The sequence below is a fragment of the Pseudomonas sp. NPDC090201 genome, assembly GCF_044746825.1.
In the GTDB taxonomy this organism is placed as follows: Bacteria; Pseudomonadota; Gammaproteobacteria; order Pseudomonadales; family Pseudomonadaceae; genus Aquipseudomonas; species Aquipseudomonas putida_AD.
This window is the reverse complement of sequence record NZ_JBIVCX010000004.1, coordinates 15,108-36,390: the sequence shown is the minus strand read 5'-3', so window position 1 is coordinate 36,390 and position 21,283 is coordinate 15,108. Positions and strand designations below refer to the sequence as shown.

Below are 21,283 nucleotides of genomic sequence, written 5' to 3'. Positions count from 1 at the left end.
CGGCGGGGATGCCGCCGGCGTGAATGTCACGAATTCGGGAATGGCGCAAGACAAAGTGTCACCCCGGCAGCGCTGGTGACGATAACCGACCGGTAATGCGCCCATGCCACGGCATTTGTTCTAAGCTGCCCATTCAAGTTGTGTCGCAATCGCAGCGGAGAACAAGAACAATGACATCTGCCTTGATCAGCGCCCATGCCCAGCAGGTGCTGCAAGCGGTGCATGGCTCGGCCCAGACGCAGGGCCATGGTCCGATGGCCGACGCCGCCATCACCCGCTCATGGCGCCGATGCCTGGACCAGCACCAGCTCGATCCGGCCAGCCAGCGTGCGCCCAATGTGGTCGAACACCCGCGCTTGCAGGATCACCGTGCGCCGCTGGAACACATCATTGCCGTGGCTCGCTGGCAGATGAGCAGCCTGCATCAGCAGCTGGGTGGCGACGGCCATGTGGTGCTGCTCACCGACGCCCAGGGCGTGGTGATCGACAGTGTGTTCAACGAGGCCGAGCGAGTGGATTTCCAGCGCGCCGGGCTGTGGATGGGCGCGATGTGGAGCGAGGACATCGAAGGCACCAATGGCGTGGGCACCTGCCTGGTGGAACGTCAGCATGTGACGATCCGCCGGGATGAACATTTCCGTGGCCGTCACGCGGGCCTGACCTGCTCGGCAAGCCCCATCTTCGACGCGCGCGGCGAACTGCTGGCGGTGCTCAACCTGTCCAGCGCCCGTGAAGAGCACAGCCTGCACCAGCGCTTCCAGGCCATGGCCTTGACCAATCTTTCCGCCAAGCTGATCGAAAACTGTTTTTTCCTCGGTCACGAGCCCCATCGCTATCTGTTGCGGTTTCACCCCGAGGCGCGGTTCGTCGGGTTGTTGGGGGAGGGCTTGTTGAGTTTTGACGACACTGCGCGGATCTGTTCGGTCAATCAGGCGGCGCTGGATTTGTTGGGGCTGGCCCGTGAGCAGCTGGTTGGACAGCCCCTGACGCTGTTGCTCGAATCGCCCCTTGAGCAGTTGCTCGCCCACGCGAGCCCGCAACCTGGCCTGTGCTGGCCGCTGCGCCTGGCTGACGGGCGCCTGTTCTACGGCCAGTTGCGCGAGCCGGTTCGCACCCCCACGAGACCTGCGGCCGAGTTGCCAAAAATCCTCGACACCCGAGTGTGCCTCGAAGACCCGCGTCTGCAGCGCGGTCTGTCCCGCGCATTGCGGGTGCTGGAGCGGGACGTGCCGGTGTTCCTGCATGGCGAAACCGGCACCGGCAAGGAGGCGTTCGCCGCAGCGCTGCACCGCGCCAGCTCCCGGGCGCGTCAGCCGTTTGTAGCGATCAATTGCGCGGCCATTCCCGAGACACTGATCGAGAGCGAGCTGTTCGGCTATCGCGGCGGCAGTTTCACCGGGGCGCGCAAGGAGGGCATGGTCGGCAAGCTTGAGCAGGCCCATGGCGGCATCCTGTTTCTCGACGAAATCGGCGACATGCCGCTGGCCCTGCAAACCCGTTTGTTGCGGGTGCTGGAAGAGCGTCAGGTGGTGCCCCTGGGCAGCGCAACGGCCCGTGCGGTGGATGTGCGGCTGATCAGCGCCAGCCATCAGGACCTGCAAGCCAGCGTGGCCGAAGGGCGTTTTCGTGAAGACCTGTTTTACCGGCTGGACGGGTTCACCGTGCAACTGCCGCCCCTGCGTGAACGCTCGGACAAAGGCAGCCTGCTCGATCTGTTGCTGCGTGAAGAGGCGGCGGGCAGCGCGATCACCCTGGAGCCGGGCGTGCGCGAGCATTTATTGGCGCAACCCTGGCCTGGCAACGTGCGCCAACTGCGCACTTGTCTGCGCACTCTCGTGGCACTGGCATGGGAAGGGCGCGTCAGTCTCGAAGACGTCGTCGAACTGCTGCCGGGAGCAACTACGCCGCGTACATTGGGGGAGGATCCGCTCGGCACTTCAGAGCGACAGACCCTGTTGACGCTGATCGACGAGGAGCACTGGCACATCGGCCGGGTGGCCGAGCGTCTGGGAATCAGCCGCAATACCTTGTATCGCAAACTCAAGCAGCACGGCATTGCCCGGCAGGGATCGGCCCACGGCCAATAGCCTCACGGCCTGTTCTGCCAGCCGGATGAGCCCCGCCAGACATCGGCGGGGCCCGGTCGCGTCAGCTCAGGGCGACCTTGGGGAAGTCCACAGGGATATCCAGGGCGACGTTGATGTAGTTGGTGAACAGGTTCAGCGCGATATGCGCCATGATCTCCACAACCTGCTCATCGCTGAAGCCGGCGTCGCGCAGGCCGGTGACGTCCTGATCGGTAATCTGTGCGCGCTGTTCGACCACTTTCAGGGCGAAGGTCAGAGCGGCAGCAGTCTTGGCATCGTTAGCCTTGCCGATCTGCGCAGCCGACATTTCAGCGGACGTCGCACCGGCTTTCTGACCGAGCACGGTGTGGGCCGCCAGGCAGTATTCGCAGCGGTTGCGATTGGCGATGGCCACGGCGATCTGCTCGCCGAGCTTGGCGCCCAGCGTGCCTTTGCCCAGTGCGCCGAAAGCAGCCCACATGCTCTGCAGGGCCACCGGAGAGTTGGACACGGCCTTGAACATGTTCGGCGTAGCGCCGAATGCCTGGTGGATCTGGGCCAGGATCGGCTGGCTGGCGGCAGGGGCGTTTTGGGTCTGAAGGTTTACACGGGACATATCGATCTCCTGAGAAGTGGGTGCTGTGTGATACAGCGTGGCCAGTCTAGGAAAAGTTGCTGTATGATTGGGATCAATACATTCACCAAACATACCCATTAGTACAAATGCAGACACTGCCCCCACTGGATCGACTTTCAGGCATCCTCGAACGCTTTCGGGTTCAGGCTCAGCTCTATCATTCGGGTGCCCTGTGCGGAGTCACCACCTTTGCCGCGAGTGAAGGGTATGGCTACCTGCATGTCCTGCGCCGTGGCGAGTTGCAGGTGAGCCACCCGGGCGACCGTCGCGGGCTGGGCTTGCTGCGATTCGATGAGCCGACGCTGCTGCTGTACCCACGGCCCTTGACCCATCGCTTTCACAATCCGCCGCAAGAGGGTTCGGACTTCACCTGCGCGCGGCTGAGCTTCGATGGCGGCGCCTACAATCCCCTGGCCCGGGCGTTGCCAGCGCTGGTGGCGATACCCCTGGCCCGGGTACCGGGGCTGGAGATGGCCCTTGAGTTGTTGTTCTCAGAGACTGATCAACTGCGCTGCGGCCAGCGACTGCTGGTGGACCGCATCTTCGAGGTGGTGGTGATCCAGTTGATGCGCTGGTTGCTCGACCACCCGCAGGAAGCCGGGGTGCAACCGGGCTTCATCACCGGGCTGTCGGACCCGCGCCTGGCCCGCGCCCTTGTGGCCATGCATGACGCACCGGGGGAGAACTGGTCGCTGGAGCGCATGGCCGGCTGTGCGGGGATGTCGCGCACGGCCTTCGCCAATCGCTTTCGCGAGGTGGTCGGGCAGACACCTGCGGATTATCTGGGTGACTGGCGCATGGCATTGGCCCAGGGGCGACTGCGCGCCGGGCAGCCGATCAAGTTGCTGGCTGAGGAGCTGGGCTACGCCAACCCCTCGGCGCTGTCGCGGGCATTCGCGGCCAAGGTGGGGATGTCGCCACGGGAGTGGCTGGCCAAGGCGGCGCAAGAGGCCGACGTCTGAGGAGGTTGCGATGAAACAACTGCTGATCATCGGCATCGGTGCAGGGAATCCTGAATACATCACGATTCAAGCGGTCAAGGCGCTCAACCGGGCCGATGTGGTTTTCCTGATGGACAAGGGCTCGGACAAGGTCAAGCTTAACGACCTGCGCAGGGACATCTGCGAGCGCTACATCGAGCACGGCAATTATCGGATCGTCGAGGCGCTGAATCCCGAGCGGCGGCGCGAGGCTGCGGATTACCTGCGGGCGGTTGATGATCTGAACGCGCAAAAGCAGCAGACCTTCGAGCGTCTGATTGCCGAAGAACTGGCCGTTGGGGAGTGTGGGGCCTTTCTGGTGTGGGGCGACCCGTCGCTGTACGACAGCACCATCCGCATTGTGGATGCGATCATCGAGCAAGGCCGGCACGACCTTGCCTACGAGGTCATCCCCGGCATCACCAGCGTTCAGGCGCTCACGGCCCGGCACCGCGTACCGCTCAACAGCATCGGGCAATCGGTCGAGATCACCACCGGGCGGCGTGTGGCCAAGGGCCTGACCGGAGATGCCGAGAGTGTGGTGGTGATGCTGGACGCCGAGAACAGTTGGCAGACCCTGGTGGATCAGGACCTGGACATCTATTGGGGGGCGTACCTGGGGACGCCGGATGAGATCCTGATTGCCGGCAGGTTGAAGGACGTCGCCGACGAGATTCAGCGCGAGCGCAGCGCGGCTCGGCAGCGGCATGGCTGGATCATGGATACCTATTTGCTCAAGCGAAGGGATTAGGCAACCCCCGTAGCAGTCCGGCTTGCCCGCGGGGACGGGCTTGAGGGCACTATTGCGGTTGGGTCAGGCGCGTTTGCACAGTCGCCAGATCAGCAGCGCCGCCAGTAGCTGGCTGATGGCGTAGAAGGTAAACAGGCCTTGGGCCGTCCACTGGGCGTCGATCAGCAAGCCGGCTGCAGCGGGGGAGACGATTGAACCCAGGCGCCCTGCCGCCAGCACCAGACCCACGCCGCGGGTGCGGATGGCGGTGGAAAACGCCCGTGGCGCCAGGGTGAACAGCCCGGCAATCGCGCCATACAGCAACATCCCGCTGCAAAAGCCCACCGCGCCCCCGAGCCAGCCCAGGCGGGTGGCGGGCACGATCAAGCCCATCAAGATCGCATCCAGCAACACAAACCCCAACAACAGCCTGCCAACACCGATCCGGTTGCCGGCAAAACCCATCGCCAGCGCACCCAACATGCCGCCACTACTGAGCAACATGCCGCCTGCCGCTCCATCCTTTTCGGAGAAACCGCTCTGAATCAGCAGCGTCGGCGTCCAGCTGGTCACGAAGTAGAAACTGAACATGATCAGAAACAGCGCCGTCGCCAAGGGCACCGTCAGTTGCCACTGGCCCGGGGCGAACAGTTGCCGGTAGTTCATCGACACCGAAACAGGCCCTGAGCCGCGCTGACGGCGGGTGCCGAGCGCAAGAAACGCCTCGGACTCACGCAACCACAACACCCCGGCCAGCCAGCCGCCCAAAGTAATGCAGCCACCCGCCAGAAACACATAGCGCCAGCCTTCAGTGTCATTGAGCGTGTGAGCCAGCATGCCGCCCACGCTTGCGCCCAGCCCGAATCCCACCGACTGCAAGGCCACGGCAAGGCTGCGTCGCTCGGGGCTTGCATGTTCATGGGCCAGCACGTTGGCCCCCACCACGACCGCCCCGACGCCAAGCCCCGTCAGGCCACGCAGCAGCATCAACGAGTACAGGTTCTCGCTCCAGAACGACAACAGCATGCACAGCCCGCTGAGCAGCAGGCCCGCCAGCAACATCGGCCGGCGCCCATGACGGTCGGCGGCAGGGGCAGCGAACATCGACCCGCAGGCCATGCCCACCAGGCTTGCACTGAGCAGCACCCCAAGCTGCGAGCCGCTGAGCCCCCATTGCGCCGAGACGCTGTTGGCCGTGAACGCCATCGCCATGACGTCCAGCCCGTTGATGACGTTGAACAGCATGCAGAGGCTGACGATCGCCCACTGAAACGCCGACATGGAGATGGGGTTGATCCCTTCGCGCACCAATCACTTACTCTTGTTGTTGTGGCCTGTTCCATTGGCAGGTCCCGCTCGAGCAACCGCCACCTTCGCACGGCGCGCATGGTATCAATACTTGGCGCGATGGCGTGTGTGTCATGAAAGGCGATTGACGTTATTTCCAGCTTCTGGATATCTTGTCCAGATGAAAAAACACACCCTCGAACAACACGCCCTCATCGAACAGCTCGGCCACATCGCCAAGGGCCTGAGCGAGACCTTCAGCCCGTTCTGCGAAGTGGTGCTGCACGATCTGCGCGATCCTCAACATGCGATCCTGGCGATTCACAACAACCTCTCCGGGCGCAGCGAAGGCGACCCCGCCACGGAACTGGGCCTGGCGCGGATTGCCGACCCGGCCTATCCACAGGTCATCGCCAATTACCCGAATCGTTTCAGCGATGGCCGACAGGTGAAAAGCACTTCGATTGGCATCAAGGATTCCACTGGCAAGTACGTTGCGGCGCTGTGCATGAACGTCGATCTCTCGGTTTTCCGGGGGCTGCAGGGCATGCTTGACCAGTTCAGTGCCTTTGGCGAAGACCGTCCCGAAGAAACGCTGGAGGTGGGCAGCGCAGAGCTGATTCGTGGCCGCATCGACCAGTTTTCCGCACGCCTGGCCACCACGCCGCGAGCGCTCAAGGCGGCGGACCGGCGTGTGCTGATGCAGGAATTGCGCGAGGCCGGGCTGCTGGACATCCGCCGCTCGATGGAAACCGTGGCTGCGTACCTGGGGGTTTCCCGGGCGACGGTCTACAACGACGCCCGGTAAGGTTCAGGTTGGCTCAGGGCAGGGCGCTGACCTGTGCCAGCGCTTCGATTTCCACCAGATAGCCATGGTGCAATTCCGGCACCGGCACCACCACCCGGGCCGGGCGATGGTTGCCCAGGCGCTGGGCATAGACCCGGTCGAACTCCGGCCAATGTTCCACGCCCGCCACATACACCGTGACCTTGACCAAATCCTCCACCGAACAGCCGGCCGCCTCCAGAATGGCCAGCAGATTATCGAGCACCAGCCCCACCTGCTCGGTGAACGGCGCGTTAAGGTGATGGCGCCCGTCGGGGCTGACCGGCAGTTGACCTGAAATGTGCAGCGAACCTTGATGGATGACTGCCTGCGAGTAATGCCCGGCGGGTGGCGAGGCGCGCTCGGTGGTCACGATGTGCATGGTGTCTTTCCTGGCCCCGGCATTCATGAGGTGAGCAACGCCGCGTAGCGTTCGATGTCGACGTTGCCGCCGGTGATGATCACGCCCACGCGCTTGCCCCGCAGTTGCTCTTTCATCTTGCGCACCGCTGCCAGCCCCAGGCAGCCGGTGGGCTCGACCACTATCTTCATGCGCTGGGCGAAGAACTTCATGGCGGCCACCAGTTCAGCGTCGGACACCGTGACGATGTCGGTCACCCCGGCCTGAATGATCGGGAAGGTATAGCGCCCCAGGTGCTGGGTCTGCGCGCCATCAGCCAGGGTCGCTGGGGTATCGATGTGGACGATCTCGCCCTTGCGCAGCGATTGCAACCCGTCATCGCCAGCTTCTGGCTCAACGCCATACAGCAGGCAATCCGGGGCCAGGGCACGGGTCGACAGCGTCGTTCCTGAGAGCATGCCACCGCCGCCGAGCCCGACGAACAATGCGTCCAGCGGGCCGGTGCTTTCCAGCAACTCCTTGGCGGCTGTGCCTTGTCCTGCCAGCACATCGGGGTGATCGTACGGGGGAATCATGGTCATCCCGTGTTCCAGCGCCAGGGCCCGGCCGATGGCTTCGCGATCCTGGGTGTAGCGGTCGTAGAACACCACCGTCGCGCCGTAGCCCTGGGTCGCCGCCACTTTGGCCGCCGGTGCGTCGTTGGGCATGACGATGGTGGCGGGCATCTTCAGCAGCGCTGCCGCCAGTGCGATGCCCTGGGCGTGGTTGCCCGAAGAGAAGGCCACCACGCCGCCCTTGCGTTGCTGTTCATCGAACCGGGACAGGGTGTTGAACGCTCCGCGAAACTTGAACGAGCCGGTGCGCTGCAGGTTTTCACACTTGAAGAACAGCTGCGCGCCGATTTCCTCGTCAATGGTGCGTGAGGTCAGGACCGGGGTCTGGTGCGCATGACCTTCGATGCGCGCGGCCGCGTCCTGTACGTCTTTGAAAGTGGGTAGAGACAGTGAGTCCACAGCGATCTCCTCAGGTGCAGAGTGAATGGCGTTGCAAGACACATTATCCATATTTAGACGTTGTGTAAATTAGCGGGCGACAACTGTGATCCGCCCGGGCTTTTCCGGGGTATCATTGAGCCTCGATCAACGTCCCAGCCCGCCTGTACGGGGCACCTCCCAAGAGCCGCATACCTGATGCTATCCGCCGAGTTGAAATCCTTCCACATGGTTGCTCGCCTGGGCAGCATCACCCAGGCGGCGAAGAAGCTCGGGCTGAGCCAGCCCACCGTCACCACACAGATTCGCAACCTCGAAGCGCAATACGGTGTTGAGCTTTTTTATCGCGGCGGTCGTCGCCTGACGGTCAGCGAGGAAGGCGCCCGCCTGCTGCCGATGGTGCAGAAACTGCTGCAGCAGGAGGCCGACATCGAGTTCTTCCTGCGTAACAGCGGGCAGATGCAGGGCTGCCTGAGGATCGCGGCGACGGCGCCGTATTACGTGCTGGATCTGGTCCGGCGTTTTCGAGAGCGCTTCCCGCAGATCCAGGTGACCCTGGAAATCGGCAACTCGCAGCAAGTGGTCGAGGCGCTGGAGGAGTACCGGGTGGATCTGGCCGCGTCTTCGCAACTGGAGGACGACGGGCGATTCACCCAGTTGGTGCTTGGCCACGATCCTCTGGTGCTGGCGGTGCATCGCAGCCACCCGTTGGCGGTTCATACGCGGCTGTCCCCTGCGGCCCTGGCCGGGCATTGCCTGCTGATGCGCGAGACCGGCTCCACGACGCGGATGCTCACCGAGCAGATGCTGCGCGCAGCAGGTGTGGCGCCTGGGCCAATGCTGGAGATTGGCAGCCGCGAGTCGATCCGTGAAGCGGTGCTGCGCAACATCGGCATCAGCGTGATTGGTCGCCATGAGGTGCCGGACAACCCGGATCTGCGCGTGGTGACCCTGGACGATGCGCCGATGATCCCCGAATACCTCTACTGTCTGCGCGAGCGTCGCCAGGCACGCCTGCCAGCGGCGTTCCTGAGCATTGCCCGGGAAACCTGCTAGACCCGCCGTTTCACATCACAAAAATGCTGATACCACTATCGGCAGCTTTTGCCTTTTTGCCACGAAGCCTTCGCAAGCGGCGCTCAGGATAACCCTCGTTTTCTATCAAGCGAGGTTACCCCCATGGCCACTGTCGATCTGCAATTGCGCGACATTCATAAAGGCTTCGGCACGTTCAAGGCGCTGGACGGCGTGTCGCTGGATATCGCGGCGGGGGAACTGGTCTGCCTGCTGGGCCCGTCGGGCTGCGGCAAGACAACCTTGCTGCGCTGCATCGCGGGCCTGGAGCATCAGGATCAGGGACGCATTCACTTTTCCGGGCGTGATGTCTCGACCTTGCCGCCACAGGCCCGGGACTACGGCATCCTGTTCCAGTCCTACGCGCTGTTTCCCAACCTGACCGTCGGCCAGAACATCGCCTACGGTCTGGCGGGGCAGGGGCGCGAGGCCATTCGTGCGCGGGTTGCCGAAATGCTCGAACTGGTCGGTCTCGGTTCAAGCACCCACAAATACCCGGCGCAGCTTTCCGGCGGCCAGCAGCAGCGCGTCGCTCTGGCGCGTGCCCTGGCGCCCAGCCCGTCACTGCTGTTGCTCGACGAGCCGATGTCGGCCCTCGATGCGCGGGTACGTGAGCATCTGTGCACCGAGCTGCGCGCCTTGCAGCGCCAGCTCGGGATCACCACCCTGATGGTGACCCACAACCAGGATGAAGCCATGTTGATGGCTGACCGCATTGCGGTCATGAATCACGGGCGGGTGGAGCAGTACGCGACGCCGCAGCAGATCTACGACAAACCCGCGACCCCCTTCGTCGCCGAGTTCGTGGGCCAGGGCAACTGGCTGCCGTGCCATCGCGAGGGCAGCCAGGCCCGCGTGGGGCAGATCAGCCTGCGCCTGGCCCAGGCCGGCGGCAATGCCCAGGGCCGTCTGTTCTGCCGCCCCGAGGCGGTGATGATCAACCCCCAGGCGCAACAGGAAAACCAGTTTGCGGCGCGCATGCACGATATGACCTTTCTCGGCAATCGCTGCCGGGTGAGCTTTGAACTCGATGACTTGCCGGGCCACGCGCTGCTGGCCGAGATGGCGCCGGAAGCCATGCCGCTGTTGCAGGGCAACCGGATTCGGGTCGCCATGCCACCCCACAGCCTGCAGGTGTTCGTCTGATGGAACAGGTAAGCACCCTCTCGGCGCAGGCGGCAAACACTCGCCGATCCGAAGACCTGACCGACCGCTTGTTCATCCAGGGCGGCCAATGGCTGATGCTGGTTTTGCTGGTGCTGGCCGTGGTCCTGCCGCTGCTGGCCATGATCTGGCGCGGGCTTGCCGGTGATGCGCAGCAAGGTGGGGGACTGGCTGCGGCGGCGGAGCTGTTCGGCGGTGCCAACTTTCGCTGGCTGCTGGGCAATAGCCTGACCAGCGCCATGACCGTGGTGCTGATCGTCGTGCCATTGGCCTACGGTTTCGCCTACGCCCTGCAGCGCACCTGTATCCCGGGCAAGGGCGTGTGGCGTGGCATCTCGTTGCTGCCGCTGCTGGCGCCGTCGATGTTGCCGGGGATCGCGCTGATCTACCTGTTCGGCAACCAGGGGCTGCTGCGGGGCTGGGTCGCGGACAACATCTATGGTTTCTGGGGCATCGTGCTGGGCCAGGCGATCTACACCTTTCCCCATGCCTTGATGGTGTTGCTCAGCGCGCTGGCACTGGCCGACGCAAGGCTGTTCGATGCGGCGTCGAGCATGGGTGCTTCTTCGTGGCGAGCCTTTCGCAGCATCACCTGGCCGAGCAGCCGCCAGGGCGTGTTTGCCGCCGGCTGCCTGGTGTTCACCCTGTGCGTGACCGATTTCGGCGTGCCAGTGGTGGTCGGTGGCGACTATCAGGTGTTGGCCCTGGAAGCCTACAAGGCAGTGCTCGGCCAGCAACAGTTCGGCCGCGGCGCGCTGATCGGCATGTTCCTGCTGCTGCCGGCACTGCTCAGTTTCGCGGTGGACTTGTGGTTGCGCCGTCGCCAGCGCGATGCGATGAGTGGGCGTGCGCAGATCTATCATCCCAAGCCTCACCGCCGTCGCGACGCAGGCTTCCTGCTGCTGGTCGCACTGGTCAGTGCGGCGTTGCTCGGAGTGTTTGGCATGGCGGTGTATTCGTCGCTGGTCAAGTTCTGGCCGTACGACCTGTCCCTGTCGCTGAACAACTACGGGTTTTCCGAGTTGCCTGGCGGCTGGCTCGCCTACCGCAACAGCCTGCTGCTGGCCGGTGCCTGCGCGCTGTTCGGCGGTGCGCTGATCTTCACCGGCAGCTACCTGCTGGAGAAGACCCGCCAGACTCGCCTGACCCAGGTATTGCGCCTGCTCTGCTTCATCCCCATGGCGGTGCCAGGGCTGGTGCTGGGTCTGGGCTACGTGTTCTTTTTCAACCTGCCGGCCAATCCGCTGCACGCGCTGTACGGAAGCATGACGCTGCTGGTGATCTGCACCGTGGCGCACCTGCTGACCACCGCGCAAATGACCACCGCCACTGCGCTGCGCCAACTCGACGGCGAGTTCGAGGCGGCAGCGCTGTCGCTCAAGGTGCCGATGTACCGCCACTTCCTGCGTGTGACCTTGCCCATTTGCCTGCCCGCACTGCTGGACATCATCCGCTACCTGTTCGTGTCGGCCATGACCACGGTGTCGGCGGTGATCTTCCTCTACAGCCCGGACACGGTGCTGGCGTCGGTTGCCGTGCTGAACATGGACGACGCCGGCAACGTCGGCGGTGCCGCCGCCATGTCCACCCTGATTCTGCTCACATCCGCCGGCGTCTCGGTGCTGCTCGCTCAGGTTTCGCGCGGCTTGCTCAAGCGTTCCCAGGCCTGGCGCGTGGCGCCCGGTCATTGATGCGGTAACCCGGCACGAAATCTCTGATCGTCCTCTCAATCAAGCCCATTTCCCCACAGGAGCTCTCCCATGTTCAAACCCGTTGTCGTGCTTACCAGCCTGCTCGCCGCCATGACCCTGCAAGCCCAGGCAGCCACTGAACTGACCGTCTACACCGCGCTGGAAGTCGAGCAGCTCAAGCCTTATCAGGAGGCGTTCGAGAAGCAGAACCCCGACATCCGTATCAAGTGGGTGCGCGACTCCACCGGCATCGTCACGGCCAAGCTGATGGCCGAGAAAGACCGTCCTCAGGCCGACGTGGTCTGGGGCTTGGCGGCATCCAGTCTGGCGATCCTGGACAAGCAGGGCATGCTCGACGCTTATGCGCCCAAGAACCTGGATCAGATCAGGGCCAACTACCGCGACAGCGCCAACCCGCCGTCCTGGGTCGGCATGGACGTCTGGGCTGCGAGCATCTGCTTCAACACCGTCGAGGCGCAAAAGCAGGGCCTGCCCAAGCCAACCAAGTGGGAAGACCTGGCCGATCCGGTCTACAAGGGCAAGATCATCATGCCTAACCCGGCGTCCTCCGGGACCGGCTACCTGGACGTCAGCGCCTGGCTGCAGACCTTTGGCGAAGACGGCGGCTGGGCCTACATGGACAAGCTGCACCAGAACATCGGCCAGTACACCCACTCCGGCTCCAAGCCCTGCAAGCAGGCGGCGGCGGGTGAGTTCCCGATCGGTATTTCCTTCGAATACCCGGCCGTGCAACTCAAGCGCAAGGGCGCGCCACTGGACATCGTGCTGCCCAAGGAAGGCCTGGGCTGGGAGATCGAGGCCACTGGCATCATCAAAGGGACTGCCCATCTGGATGCCGCGCGCAAGCTTGCAGACTTCTCCGCCAGCCGCGAGGCCATGAACCTCTACAAGGCCAACTTCGCGGTGCTGGCCCAGCCTGGCCTAGCCGAGCCATTCCAGGAACTGCCGGCCGACTACGAACAGCGCCTGATCAAGAACGACTTCAACTGGGCCTCGGAGAACCGCGACCGCATCCTTGCCGAATGGCGCAAGCGCTATGACGGCAAATCCGAGCCTGTGAGCAAGTGATCAACGGGCGTCACCCCTGACCCGGGTGACGCCCTGATCTATCCCGCCGCTGTGGCGGTTCTCTTTCAGTTCAGGAGTTTCTCAATGAGTCAGCACGACTGTGACTTGCTGATCGTCGGCGCGGGCATTCTGGGGCTTGCCCATGCCTGGGCGGGTGTTCGCCGTGGTCTGAAGGTGCGGGTCTTCGAGCGCAGCGAACGGCCCTTGGGCGCTTCGATCCGTAACTTCGGCCAGGCGTTGGTCACCGGCCAGGCGCCGGGGCCGATGCTTGACCTGGCGCGCCAATCCCACGGGTTGTGGGGCGAACTGGCCGACGCTGCCGGTCTGGCCTTGAAAAAACAGGGCTCGCTGATCTTTGCACGCAGCGAGGCCGAAGAGGCGATGCTTGAGGCGTTTTGCAGAGGTCGCGCCCGCGAACAGGGCTATCGCGTCGAACTGCTGCGCGGCGCTGCCTTGCAGGACTTGTACGATGGCCGCTTCGTGCACCATCGCGCCGCCCTGCACGGCCTGGATGACCAGCAGCTGTTTTCTCGCGAGGCCTTGCCGCAGATCGTCGATTACCTGCGTGGGCTGGGGGTCGAGTTCCACTTTTCGACCCTGGTCAGGGAGGTCGAAGCAGGCGCTGCGTTGACCACGGCTGGCCGCTTCAAGGCACGGCATGTGGTGGTCTGCTCCGGGCACGATTACCAGACGCTGCTGGCCGAGCAGATAGCGACGTTGAAGCCTTCGGTGTGCCGCTTGCAGATGCTACGCGCTCGCCTGGAGCAACCTCTGGACCTGCAGCATTCGGTACTCACGGGCTTGAGCTGTGTCCATTACGGCGCGTTCTCCGACCTGCCGGAGGCCGAGGCGATTCGCGCGCAGATTCGGCGCGACACCCCTGAACTGGAAGCCCATGGCATCCATTTGCTGGCAAGCCCCACGCCCTACGGCGAACTGATCATTGGCGACTCCCATCACTACGGCAACGACGCCGAGCCGTTCAACGACGAAGCCGTAGACCGTCTGATGATCGACCTGGCCGAACATACCCTGGGTGGGCGACTCCAGGTGCTGGAGCGCTGGCAAGGGGTGTATGGCAGCCGTGGGCCGGGGCCGTTCAGTGTCTTGCAGGTCGGTGATGCCGTGACCGCGGTGCTGATGCACACCGGGCTTGGCATGAGTGTCGGCCTGGGGCTGGGCGAGCGCACGGTGGCGGCGTTGCTGGGGGAGGGGCGCTGGCCGGACGCGGTGTCGGGGTAGGGTGTGGCTGAGTGCGGTTGAGTGCACCGTGAGGATTTATTACCAGCACCGGGAGCATCCGTGAACTAAGCTGCGGGATCGTGCGAGGCGCATTTTCGACGGTACGCGCAAGATGCCTCCCGGGTTGGCCATCCCTTCAAGCAAGGGCTGCCAATCAACGACGTACCACCTGCATCGGGTCGATGACCAAGGACGTCAGAGGTTGCGTATGTTCAAGCGTCACTCGGGCTGGTTCATGTCGCTCCTGATCACGGTCTGCCTGCCCCCCGGCGTCGCGCTCGGAGCCGAGGGCTGCAATCACCTGACGGCCACCGGCAACGCTGAATATCCCCCGTACCTGTGGCGCGATCCGCAGAATCCGCAACGGTTGATCGGTGCCAACGCCGAGTTGCTCAAGCAGTTGGGCACCCGGCTGGGGCTCGACATCGACGTGGTGTATGCCGGCCCCTGGTCGCGAGCGCAGGAAGAGGTGCGGGCAGGGCGCATCGACATGCTGGCCGGGTATTTCCTCACCCAGGCGCGCCAGCAGGTGGTGGATTTCATCGATCCGCCGTTTCTGGTGACCTCCAGCCGGGTCTGGGTGCGGCGCGACGAAACGCTGGTCTACCGGGGCTGGAACGACCTGATCGGGCACAGCGGCGGCACCCTGGTCAACAACAGCAACGGCCAGGGCTTCGACGATTTTGCCCGGGCCAATCTGTCCCTCGAAGCCGTACCCACCGCCACTCAGGCTTTCCAGAAGCTGATCCTCAAGCGCAATGACTACGTGATCTTCGAGTACTACCCCGGCATGGCGCTGGCCCGCACGCTGGGCATCGAGGACGTGGTGCAGGCCCTTGAGCCGCCGGTGAGCAGCGAAGGGCTCTATCTGGCGCTGTCGCGCAGTTCGACCTGCATGACTACGGCGCTGCGCGAGCGGGTTGCCGCGCAGATGCAGGAAATCGTCTCCGGCCCTGTCCCACAGGCGCTGTTGAAGGCGAATCTGGAACTCTGGAGTTCGCAACAGCGCCAGGCGGTGAAACCCTGAGTGCTATCCGTGTTCAGCAAGGGCGGCCTGGTTGACGGCGTCTTCCATTGCCCTGATCCAGGGCTCATCGCCGACGCTTTGTGCCAGCAATCGCGCGCCCAGCATGGCGGCGAACAGCACCATGGCCTTGTTCTGGTCCGGGATCGCTGGCGGGTTGTCGGTGCTTGCCGGGGCCATGGCATCGAGAAAGCTGTCGAACAGGGTTTTCGTGCCTGAAACGTAGGCGTCGGCACAGGCCTGGTCCACTTCCCCTGTGGCCACGGAGCCTGCGAACATCAGCATCGGGCAGTGCAGGGGGGATGAGCGGTTGTGCAGGTACTGGCGCACCATCGCTGTGCCTGGGTGTTCCAACTGGCTGTCGGCGCGCTGGCGAACCTGCTGCCAGCCCCCTCTGGACTGATCGAAGGCCAGGGCGAAGGCTTCGGCCACCAACGCATCTTTGGACTCGAAATGCTTGTAGAAGCCGCCGACGGTCATGTCGTTGGCCGCCATGATCTGCGCCACGGAAACGTTCTCCACCCCTGATTCCCGAAACATCCGGCAGGCGGTCTCGACGATGCTGGCGCGATTCTCCTGCGCTTTTTCCTTTGAAGAACGTCCCACGATGTACTCCCGCATTTGATATTTCTGAGCGCTTGCTGAAATAGATTATGTCGATTATCTTAATTTCTCAACAGGTATTGCCTGTCTCGTCTGATCCCTTTCCCAAGGAGTTGCCCATGCCACTGGTACGAATCGACATCATCAAACAGAACGACCCGGCTCACCTGCAGAAGATCGGGCAGGTCGTCTACAACTGCATGAAGGAGACCATCAACGTTCCGGACCATGACAACTTTCAGGTGCTGACCGAACACGAGCGCGACCGCCTGGTGTATGACCCGCAGTACCTGGGGATCCAGCGTTCCGATGGACAGGTGTTCATCCAGATCACCCTCAACGAGGGGCGCACCGTGGATCAGAAGAAAGCCCTGTACCACGCCATTGCCCATCGTCTGAAGGAAGTTGCCGGGGTGAGGCTGGAAGACGTGTTCATCAGCCTGGTGGAAGTGCGCAAGGAGAACTGGTCATTCGGCAACGGCGTGGCGCAATACGCGACCTGACTCGATGCATCCCGTAGGAGCGCGCTTGCCCGCGACCGCGCCGGGTCAGACACCGCGATGTTGGATGACACACCGCCGTCGCGGGCAAGCGCGCTCCTACAGGTTTGTGGCGTGTTCGAAAGGCCGTAGCAGCCGGGCTTGCCCGCGGGTCGATCTTGAGGCCGCCCCCGCCGGCAAGCCGTGCTGCTACGGGTTTTGGGTGCATTCCCGTAGGAGCGCGCTTGCCCGCGACGGCGCCGGGTCAGACACCGTGATGTTGAATGACACACCGCGGTCACGGGCAAGCGCGCTCCTACAGCGTATGGCGTTTGCGCGCGGGGTTTCACTGGGCGACGATCAGCTCGATGGTCAGCCCGGGGGCGAGGCTGACCCAGAGCTGGCGATCACTGAGCTCGTCGCTTTCGCTGATCTGGTAGGCAATGCCGTGGCTGCGCAGGCGGCTGATGATAGCGTCCCACTGGTTCAGGTCATCGATGCGCAGGGCGATGTGGTCGATGCGCGGGGTCACGCGCGCAGCGGGCAGGCCGCCGGTGGCCTGGGTGAGGTGTATCAGCGGGCGGTCCTGATGATAGAGCCAGGCGCCCGGCACGCCAAAGCCTGGCCGCGGTCCGAGGGTCAAGCCCAGTACCTGCGTGAAAAACCCGACAGTCCTGTCGAGCTCCGGGGTGACGATGTTGGCGTGATCCAGATGCATGTGCGTGCCCAGGTTGATGAATGAAGTTGCGCCATTCTGCAAATCCGCCGGGCATTTGATAATTGACCTGACGGTTGATGGATTATCAAATTATCTGGAAAAATCCCGCTGTTAACCCAATCAGACCGATCAGTTTAAATGCTGTTCGACCCACCCGCCTGCTCAAACCGCTCACGCAAGAAATCCAGCAGCGCCCGCACCCGTGGCGCCAGGTAGCGACTGCGGGGATACAGCGCATACACCGGCGCTTCGGCAGTTTGCCACTCCGGCATGACCCGAACCAGGCGGCCTGCTGCCAGATCGGCGCGTATGTCCCAGATCGATTTGAGCGCGATGCCGTGGCCGTCAATTGCCCACTGCCGCGCCAGCGCGCCGTCATTAGTCTCGCGGGCGGCTTCCAGCGGCACCTTGAAAACGATCATTTCATCTTCACTTTGCAGCCGCCACTCGCTGGCCCATCCCGATTGTCCCGACACGATGTGCTCGAAATCAGCCAGTTGCCGAGGATGCACAGGCGTGCCCCTGCGTTGCAGATAACCCGGTGCGGCGCACAGCACGCGGTGGTTGTCGGCCAGTTGCCGGGCAATCAGCGAGCTGTCCGGCGGCACACCGAAACGGATCAGCAGATCGACATCGTCGGCGATCAGGTGTGACAGCGAATCTGACAGCAGTAGGGCGGGCACTACCCCGGGATAGCGCGCCGTGAACTCATCGAGCCATGGATTGAGCACGTGCCGCCCGAAGTCCGATGTGGCCGAGAGACGGATCTTGCCGCGAATTTCCTTCTTCTCCGCCGACAATGCAGCCCGCGCATCGTCCAGCGCCTGCAAGGCCTGACGGCAATGTTGCAGGTACAGCCGCCCCTCATCGGTCAGCCTCAGTTGCCGCGTGGTGCGTTCGAACAGGCGGGTAGACAGCGAAGCCTCCAGCTTGAGCAGCCGGGCACTGGCCGCGGCCGGCGACAGCCCCAGCTTGCGGCCGGCGGCCGAAAGTCCGCCCAATTGCGCAGCCTCGACGAACAGGCGTATGGCTTCCAGGTTGTCCATGATTATTCCGCTATTTTTGAAAATCCATCAAAGACTAGCCCAATTATCAAAACCCGTACCTGATTGCAGACTGAGCCCATCACCTCTCATTCGCTCAGGAAACTCACTATGACAACGCCTGCTTCGTTATTCACCCCCATCCAGTTCGCCGGCCTGAACGCCGCTCACCGCGTCGTGATGGCGCCCATGACCCGCGCTCGCAGCAGCCAGCCCGGCGATGTGCCCAACGCGCTGAACGCGCAGTACTACGCCCAGCGCGCTTCGGCGGCATTGATCGTCACCGAAGCGAGCCAGATCTCGCCTCAAGGCAAGGGCTACTCATTCACCCCCGGTATCTACAGCGATGCCCAGGTCGAAGGCTGGCGTGGCGTGACCCAGGCGGTACACGCCGAAGGCGGGCGGATTTTCCTGCAACTGTGGCATGTGGGGCGTATGTCCCACCCCGATTTCCATCAGGGCGAGCTGCCGGTGGCGCCGTCGGCGGTGCCGTTTGAAGGCCAGATCTGGAAAGTCGACCCGGTCACAGGACTCGGCGCCATGGTCGATTGCCCGACGCCCCGGGAACTGAGCCGCAGCGAGATCGCGCAGATCGTCGATGACTTCCGTCAGGCCGCCCGCCGCGCCATCGACGCGGGCTTCGACGGTGTGGAAGTGCACGGCGCCAACGGTTACCTGATCGACCAGTTCCTGCGCACCACCTCCAACACCCGCACCGACGAATACGGTGGTTCGCGCAGCAATCGCCTGCGCTTTCTGCGGGAAGTGATCGATGCGATCAGCGATGAAATCGGAGCCGAGCGCACCGCGATTCGCCTGGCGCCGTTCCTGACCGCCCGTGGGATGGACTGCCCGGACATCCTGCCGACCATTCTTGAAGCCGCGCAGTATCTGCAGGAAAAGGGCATCGGCTACCTGCACCTGGTCGAAGCCGACTGGGACGATGCACCAGTGTTCACCGAGTCGTTCCGCCAGGCGCTGCGTGAACGCTTCGCCCGTCCGATCATCGTTGCCGGCAACTATGACCGCGCCCGCGCCGAGTGGGTGATTGCCAAGGGCTATGCGGACCTGGTGGCATTCGGCAGGGCATTCGTCGGTAACCCTGACCTGCCGCTGCGCCTTGAACGCGATCTGCCGCTGGCGTCCCTGGACCCTGCCACCTTGTTCGGCGGCAACGCCCAGGGCTACAGCGACTATCCCGCCGCCGCCGCCACCGCCCAGGCCTGAGGCGCACATCCTGGCAGCGTACTGCGGTGCGCTGCTATTCCACCGCTTCGGCCACCCCTTGATCCTCCCCCAGAAACCCGCCGCTCTGGTGCTGCCAGAGCCGCGCATACACGCCGTTCTTCTCCAGCAACTGGGCGTGGGTGCCCTGTTCGATGATCCGCCCGTCATCCATGACGATCAGTCGATCCATCGCCGCAATGGTCGACAAGCGGTGGGCGATGGCGATCACCGTCTTGCCCTGCATCATCTCATCCAGACTTTCCTGAATCGCCAATTCCACTTCCGAATCCAGCGCGCTGGTGGCTTCGTCCAGCAGCAGGATCGGCGCGTTCTTGAGCATCACCCGGGCGATGGCGACGCGTTGACGCTGGCCGCCGGAGAGCTTGATGCCGCGCTCGCCGACGAGAGTGTCATAGCCGCTGTTTCCTTGCTTGTCGGTCAGTTGCGCGATGAAACCATCGGCCTGGGCATTTGCGGCGGCGCTGCGAATCTGCGCATCGGTGGCGTCGGGCCGTCCATAGGCGATGTTGTCGCGGATCGAGCGGTGCAGCAGCGAAGTGTCCTGGGTGACCATGCCGATGGCGCCGCGCAGGCTGTCCTGGGTTACGTGGGCGATGTCCTGGCCGTCGATGCGGATCTGCCCGCTGTTGACGTCGTAGAAACGCAGCAGCAGGTTGATGAGTGTGGACTTGCCCGCGCCGGAGCGGCCCACCAGACCGATTTTCTCCCCTGGCTGGATGCTCAGGCTCAGATCGTTGAGCACCTGGCGTTCGCCGTTGTAGTTGAAGCTGACCTTGTCGAAGGTCACCGCGCCGCCTGTGGTCTTGAGTTCGGTGGCGTCTGCGGCATCCTGCACTTTAGGCCCACGGGTCAGGGTCGCCATGCCGTCCTGGACGGTGCCGATGTTCTCGAACAGCGAGGTCATCTGCCACATGATCCAGTGCGACATGCCGTTGATGCGCAGCGCCATGGCGGTGATCGCCGCGACCGCACCGGTACCGACTTCGCCCTGATGCCACAGCCACAGCGCGTAGCCGCCGGCGCCCATGATCAGCGCGACCACCAGTGCCTGATTGACGATCTCGAACTGGCTGACCAGACGCATCTGGCGAAAGCCGGTCTGTTTGAAATCTTCCATCGCGGCCCGGGCGAAATGCGCCTCGCGCTTGGAGTGGGAGAACAGTTTTACCGTAGTGATGTTGGTGTAGGCATCCGACACGCGCCCGGTCATCGAAGAGCGTGCATTGGCCTGCTCCTGTCCAACCTGCCCCAGACGCGGCACGAAGTACCACATGGCCACGCCAAACAGGGCGATCCAGGCCAGGAACGGCAGCATCAGTTTCAGGGCAAAGCCGCCCGCCAGCGCGATGATCGCAATGAAATACACGCCGATACCGGGTGCGATTTCGATCACGGTGAACAGCACTTCGCGCACCGCGAGGGCAGTCTGCATGACCTTGGTGGTCACCCGGCCGGAGAATTCGTCGGAAAAGAACGACAGGCTCTGGCGCAGCATCAGCCGGTGGAAATCCCAGCGCAGGCGCAGCGGCAGGTTGATCGCCAGCACCTGGTGCTGAACCATGGTGCGCAGTGCAACCAGCAAGACGCTGGTCAGCAGGACCAGGCCGATGCCCCACAATACGCGGCTTTCCTGGCCGCCTGAATCGCCGCCGTTCTGCCACGCCGAAAGCAGGTCAACGACCTGTCCGAGGAATGAAAACAGCCAGGCTTCGTAGATCGACACCCCGGCGCTGAGCAGTGCCAGTGCGAGGATATAACCCCGGGCGCCACGGGTGCAGGCCCAGAGGAAACGAGCCAGGCCGACGGGGGGCGGTGGCACCTCGTCAGGCGGGAAAGGGTCGAGCCAACGCTCAAACACACGAAACATACGGGTCTCCATAACCATCAAGTCATGGGGATTCTGCCATCTATCGGGTGGCTTGAGGGGATCAATGGCAAGGGCGCGTGCTGTCTGCCAGTGGCAGGCCTGTGGTACGGCAGGCAGTTTGCGCCCTGTACGCTGACCAGATCAGCCAGCGTGGATGCGGCA

20 protein-coding genes are annotated in these 21,283 nt (G+C 63.5%); 12 read left to right on the top strand and 8 right to left on the bottom strand.

Translation table 11 applies throughout. The annotated features are described in order from the left end of the window. Window positions 1-170 precede the first annotated feature (170 nt). Window positions 171-2,087, top strand: coding sequence for a sigma-54-dependent Fis family transcriptional regulator (locus ACIPOO_RS14200; RefSeq protein ID WP_400607861.1), 1,917 nt, complete (start codon window positions 171-173; stop codon window positions 2,085-2,087). A gap of 61 nt (window positions 2,088-2,148) precedes the next feature. Here the strand turns inward: ACIPOO_RS14200 and ACIPOO_RS14195 are convergent, their stop codons facing one another. Then, entirely contained in the window at window positions 2,149-2,682 is a 534-nt protein-coding gene (locus ACIPOO_RS14195) for a carboxymuconolactone decarboxylase family protein (RefSeq protein ID WP_400607858.1), read from the bottom strand. A gap of 107 nt (window positions 2,683-2,789) precedes the next feature. Here ACIPOO_RS14195 and ACIPOO_RS14190 point away from each other — a divergent pair, with 107 nt between their 5' ends. After that, the gene (locus ACIPOO_RS14190) at window positions 2,790-3,665 is read left to right on the top strand and encodes an AraC family transcriptional regulator (RefSeq protein ID WP_400607855.1); all 876 of its coding nucleotides are present in this window, start codon (window positions 2,790-2,792) and stop codon (window positions 3,663-3,665) included. A 10-nt stretch (window positions 3,666-3,675) separates the two neighbouring features. Beyond that, window positions 3,676-4,434, top strand: a complete 759-nt coding sequence (gene cobF / locus ACIPOO_RS14185) for a precorrin-6A synthase (deacetylating) (RefSeq protein ID WP_400607853.1) — start codon at window positions 3,676-3,678, stop codon at window positions 4,432-4,434. Between the two features lie 63 nt (window positions 4,435-4,497). Here the strand turns inward: cobF and ACIPOO_RS14180 are convergent, their stop codons facing one another. After that, window positions 4,498-5,721, bottom strand: coding sequence for an MFS transporter (locus ACIPOO_RS14180; RefSeq protein ID WP_400607851.1), 1,224 nt, complete (start codon window positions 5,719-5,721; stop codon window positions 4,498-4,500). A gap of 160 nt (window positions 5,722-5,881) precedes the next feature. On the opposite strand from ACIPOO_RS14180, the gene ACIPOO_RS14175 reads away from it, so the two are divergent. Next, window positions 5,882-6,508 (top strand): transcriptional regulator, encoded by a 627-nt coding sequence (locus tag ACIPOO_RS14175; protein ID WP_400607849.1) that lies wholly within the window; start codon window positions 5,882-5,884, stop codon window positions 6,506-6,508. 13 nt (window positions 6,509-6,521) lie between these two features. Here ACIPOO_RS14175 and ACIPOO_RS14170 read toward each other — a convergent pair whose 3' ends face one another. Beyond that, entirely contained in the window at window positions 6,522-6,908 is a 387-nt protein-coding gene (locus ACIPOO_RS14170; RefSeq protein ID WP_400607847.1) for a RidA family protein, read from the bottom strand. Between the two features lie 23 nt (window positions 6,909-6,931). Further along, on the bottom strand, window positions 6,932-7,891 hold the full coding sequence (locus ACIPOO_RS14165; RefSeq protein WP_400608568.1) for a threo-3-hydroxy-L-aspartate ammonia-lyase: 960 nt from the start codon (window positions 7,889-7,891) through the stop codon (window positions 6,932-6,934). Between the two features lie 186 nt (window positions 7,892-8,077). Here ACIPOO_RS14165 and ACIPOO_RS14160 point away from each other — a divergent pair, with 186 nt between their 5' ends. The 6 genes from ACIPOO_RS14160 to ACIPOO_RS14135 all read left to right on the top strand — a co-directional run bounded on the left by ACIPOO_RS14160 (window position 8,078) and on the right by ACIPOO_RS14135 (window position 15,166). Then, window positions 8,078-8,935 carry a LysR family transcriptional regulator gene (locus tag ACIPOO_RS14160; protein WP_400607845.1) on the top strand — a complete coding sequence of 286 codons (858 nt, stop codon included), beginning with the start codon at window positions 8,078-8,080 and terminating at the stop codon, window positions 8,933-8,935. A 123-nt stretch (window positions 8,936-9,058) separates the two neighbouring features. Further along, entirely contained in the window at window positions 9,059-10,099 is a 1,041-nt protein-coding gene (locus ACIPOO_RS14155) for a putative 2-aminoethylphosphonate ABC transporter ATP-binding protein (RefSeq protein ID WP_400607842.1), read from the top strand. Then, window positions 10,099-11,808, top strand: a complete 1,710-nt coding sequence (locus tag ACIPOO_RS14150; protein WP_400607840.1) for a putative 2-aminoethylphosphonate ABC transporter permease subunit — start codon at window positions 10,099-10,101, stop codon at window positions 11,806-11,808. The genes ACIPOO_RS14155 and ACIPOO_RS14150 overlap by 1 nt, the downstream gene beginning before the upstream one ends. A 69-nt stretch (window positions 11,809-11,877) precedes the next feature. Then, complete coding sequence (locus ACIPOO_RS14145; RefSeq protein WP_400607837.1) at window positions 11,878-12,897, top strand: putative 2-aminoethylphosphonate ABC transporter substrate-binding protein; 1,020 nt, start codon at window positions 11,878-11,880, stop codon at window positions 12,895-12,897. An 84-nt stretch (window positions 12,898-12,981) separates the two neighbouring features. Next, on the top strand, window positions 12,982-14,139 hold the full coding sequence (locus ACIPOO_RS14140; protein ID WP_400607834.1) for a TIGR03364 family FAD-dependent oxidoreductase: 1,158 nt from the start codon (window positions 12,982-12,984) through the stop codon (window positions 14,137-14,139). 208 nt (window positions 14,140-14,347) lie between these two features. Beyond that, window positions 14,348-15,166 carry an ABC transporter substrate-binding protein gene (locus tag ACIPOO_RS14135; RefSeq protein ID WP_274130369.1) on the top strand — a complete coding sequence of 273 codons (819 nt, stop codon included), beginning with the start codon at window positions 14,348-14,350 and terminating at the stop codon, window positions 15,164-15,166. A 3-nt stretch (window positions 15,167-15,169) separates the two neighbouring features. Here ACIPOO_RS14135 and ACIPOO_RS14130 read toward each other — a convergent pair whose 3' ends face one another. After that, window positions 15,170-15,769, bottom strand: a complete 600-nt coding sequence (locus ACIPOO_RS14130) for a TetR/AcrR family transcriptional regulator (RefSeq protein ID WP_400607832.1) — start codon at window positions 15,767-15,769, stop codon at window positions 15,170-15,172. Window positions 15,770-15,885: 116 nt separating this feature from the next. Here ACIPOO_RS14130 and ACIPOO_RS14125 point away from each other — a divergent pair, with 116 nt between their 5' ends. After that, entirely contained in the window at window positions 15,886-16,269 is a 384-nt protein-coding gene (locus ACIPOO_RS14125) for a tautomerase family protein (RefSeq protein ID WP_274130367.1), read from the top strand. Window positions 16,270-16,591: 322 nt separating this feature from the next. On the opposite strand, the gene ACIPOO_RS14120 is transcribed toward ACIPOO_RS14125, so the two are convergent. Next, window positions 16,592-16,963 carry a VOC family protein gene (locus tag ACIPOO_RS14120; protein ID WP_400607829.1) on the bottom strand — a complete coding sequence of 124 codons (372 nt, stop codon included), beginning with the start codon at window positions 16,961-16,963 and terminating at the stop codon, window positions 16,592-16,594. A 134-nt stretch (window positions 16,964-17,097) separates the two neighbouring features. Further along, window positions 17,098-18,009 carry a LysR substrate-binding domain-containing protein gene (locus ACIPOO_RS14115; protein WP_400607827.1) on the bottom strand — a complete coding sequence of 304 codons (912 nt, stop codon included), beginning with the start codon at window positions 18,007-18,009 and terminating at the stop codon, window positions 17,098-17,100. 108 nt (window positions 18,010-18,117) lie between these two features. Here ACIPOO_RS14115 and ACIPOO_RS14110 point away from each other — a divergent pair, with 108 nt between their 5' ends. Next, window positions 18,118-19,233: an alkene reductase gene (locus ACIPOO_RS14110; protein WP_400607825.1), complete on the top strand. Its 1,116-nt coding sequence runs from the start codon at window positions 18,118-18,120 to the stop codon at window positions 19,231-19,233. Window positions 19,234-19,267: 34 nt separating this feature from the next. Here the strand turns inward: ACIPOO_RS14110 and ACIPOO_RS14105 are convergent, their stop codons facing one another. Continuing rightward, window positions 19,268-21,121 (bottom strand): ABC transporter ATP-binding protein, encoded by a 1,854-nt coding sequence (locus ACIPOO_RS14105; RefSeq protein WP_400607823.1) that lies wholly within the window; start codon window positions 21,119-21,121, stop codon window positions 19,268-19,270. Window positions 21,122-21,283: the final 162 nt, after the last annotated feature.

Excerpts from the sequence above, each read along its gene's own strand:
- ACIPOO_RS14105 (WP_400607823.1), bottom strand. The coding sequence starts at position 21,121 with ATGTTTCGTGTGTTTGAGCGTTGGCTCGACCCTTTCCCGCCTGACGAG.
- ACIPOO_RS14145 (WP_400607837.1), top strand. The coding sequence starts at position 11,878 with ATGTTCAAACCCGTTGTCGTGCTTACCAGCCTGCTCGCCGCCATGACC.
- ACIPOO_RS14125 (WP_274130367.1), top strand. The coding sequence starts at position 15,886 with ATGCCACTGGTACGAATCGACATCATCAAACAGAACGACCCGGCTCAC.
- ACIPOO_RS14135 (WP_274130369.1), top strand. The coding sequence starts at position 14,348 with ATGTTCAAGCGTCACTCGGGCTGGTTCATGTCGCTCCTGATCACGGTC.
- cobF (WP_400607853.1), top strand. The coding sequence starts at position 3,676 with ATGAAACAACTGCTGATCATCGGCATCGGTGCAGGGAATCCTGAATAC.
- ACIPOO_RS14160 (WP_400607845.1), top strand. The coding sequence starts at position 8,078 with ATGCTATCCGCCGAGTTGAAATCCTTCCACATGGTTGCTCGCCTGGGC.
- ACIPOO_RS14170 (WP_400607847.1), bottom strand. The coding sequence starts at position 6,908 with ATGCACATCGTGACCACCGAGCGCGCCTCGCCACCCGCCGGGCATTAC.
- ACIPOO_RS14190 (WP_400607855.1), top strand. The coding sequence starts at position 2,790 with ATGCAGACACTGCCCCCACTGGATCGACTTTCAGGCATCCTCGAACGC.
- ACIPOO_RS14150 (WP_400607840.1), top strand. The coding sequence starts at position 10,099 with ATGGAACAGGTAAGCACCCTCTCGGCGCAGGCGGCAAACACTCGCCGA.
- ACIPOO_RS14140 (WP_400607834.1), top strand. The coding sequence starts at position 12,982 with ATGAGTCAGCACGACTGTGACTTGCTGATCGTCGGCGCGGGCATTCTG.
- ACIPOO_RS14175 (WP_400607849.1), top strand. The coding sequence starts at position 5,882 with ATGAAAAAACACACCCTCGAACAACACGCCCTCATCGAACAGCTCGGC.
- ACIPOO_RS14200 (WP_400607861.1), top strand. The coding sequence starts at position 171 with ATGACATCTGCCTTGATCAGCGCCCATGCCCAGCAGGTGCTGCAAGCG.
- ACIPOO_RS14120 (WP_400607829.1), bottom strand. The coding sequence starts at position 16,963 with ATGCATCTGGATCACGCCAACATCGTCACCCCGGAGCTCGACAGGACT.
- ACIPOO_RS14110 (WP_400607825.1), top strand. The coding sequence starts at position 18,118 with ATGACAACGCCTGCTTCGTTATTCACCCCCATCCAGTTCGCCGGCCTG.
- ACIPOO_RS14155 (WP_400607842.1), top strand. The coding sequence starts at position 9,059 with ATGGCCACTGTCGATCTGCAATTGCGCGACATTCATAAAGGCTTCGGC.
- ACIPOO_RS14195 (WP_400607858.1), bottom strand. The coding sequence starts at position 2,682 with ATGTCCCGTGTAAACCTTCAGACCCAAAACGCCCCTGCCGCCAGCCAG.
- ACIPOO_RS14115 (WP_400607827.1), bottom strand. The coding sequence starts at position 18,009 with ATGGACAACCTGGAAGCCATACGCCTGTTCGTCGAGGCTGCGCAATTG.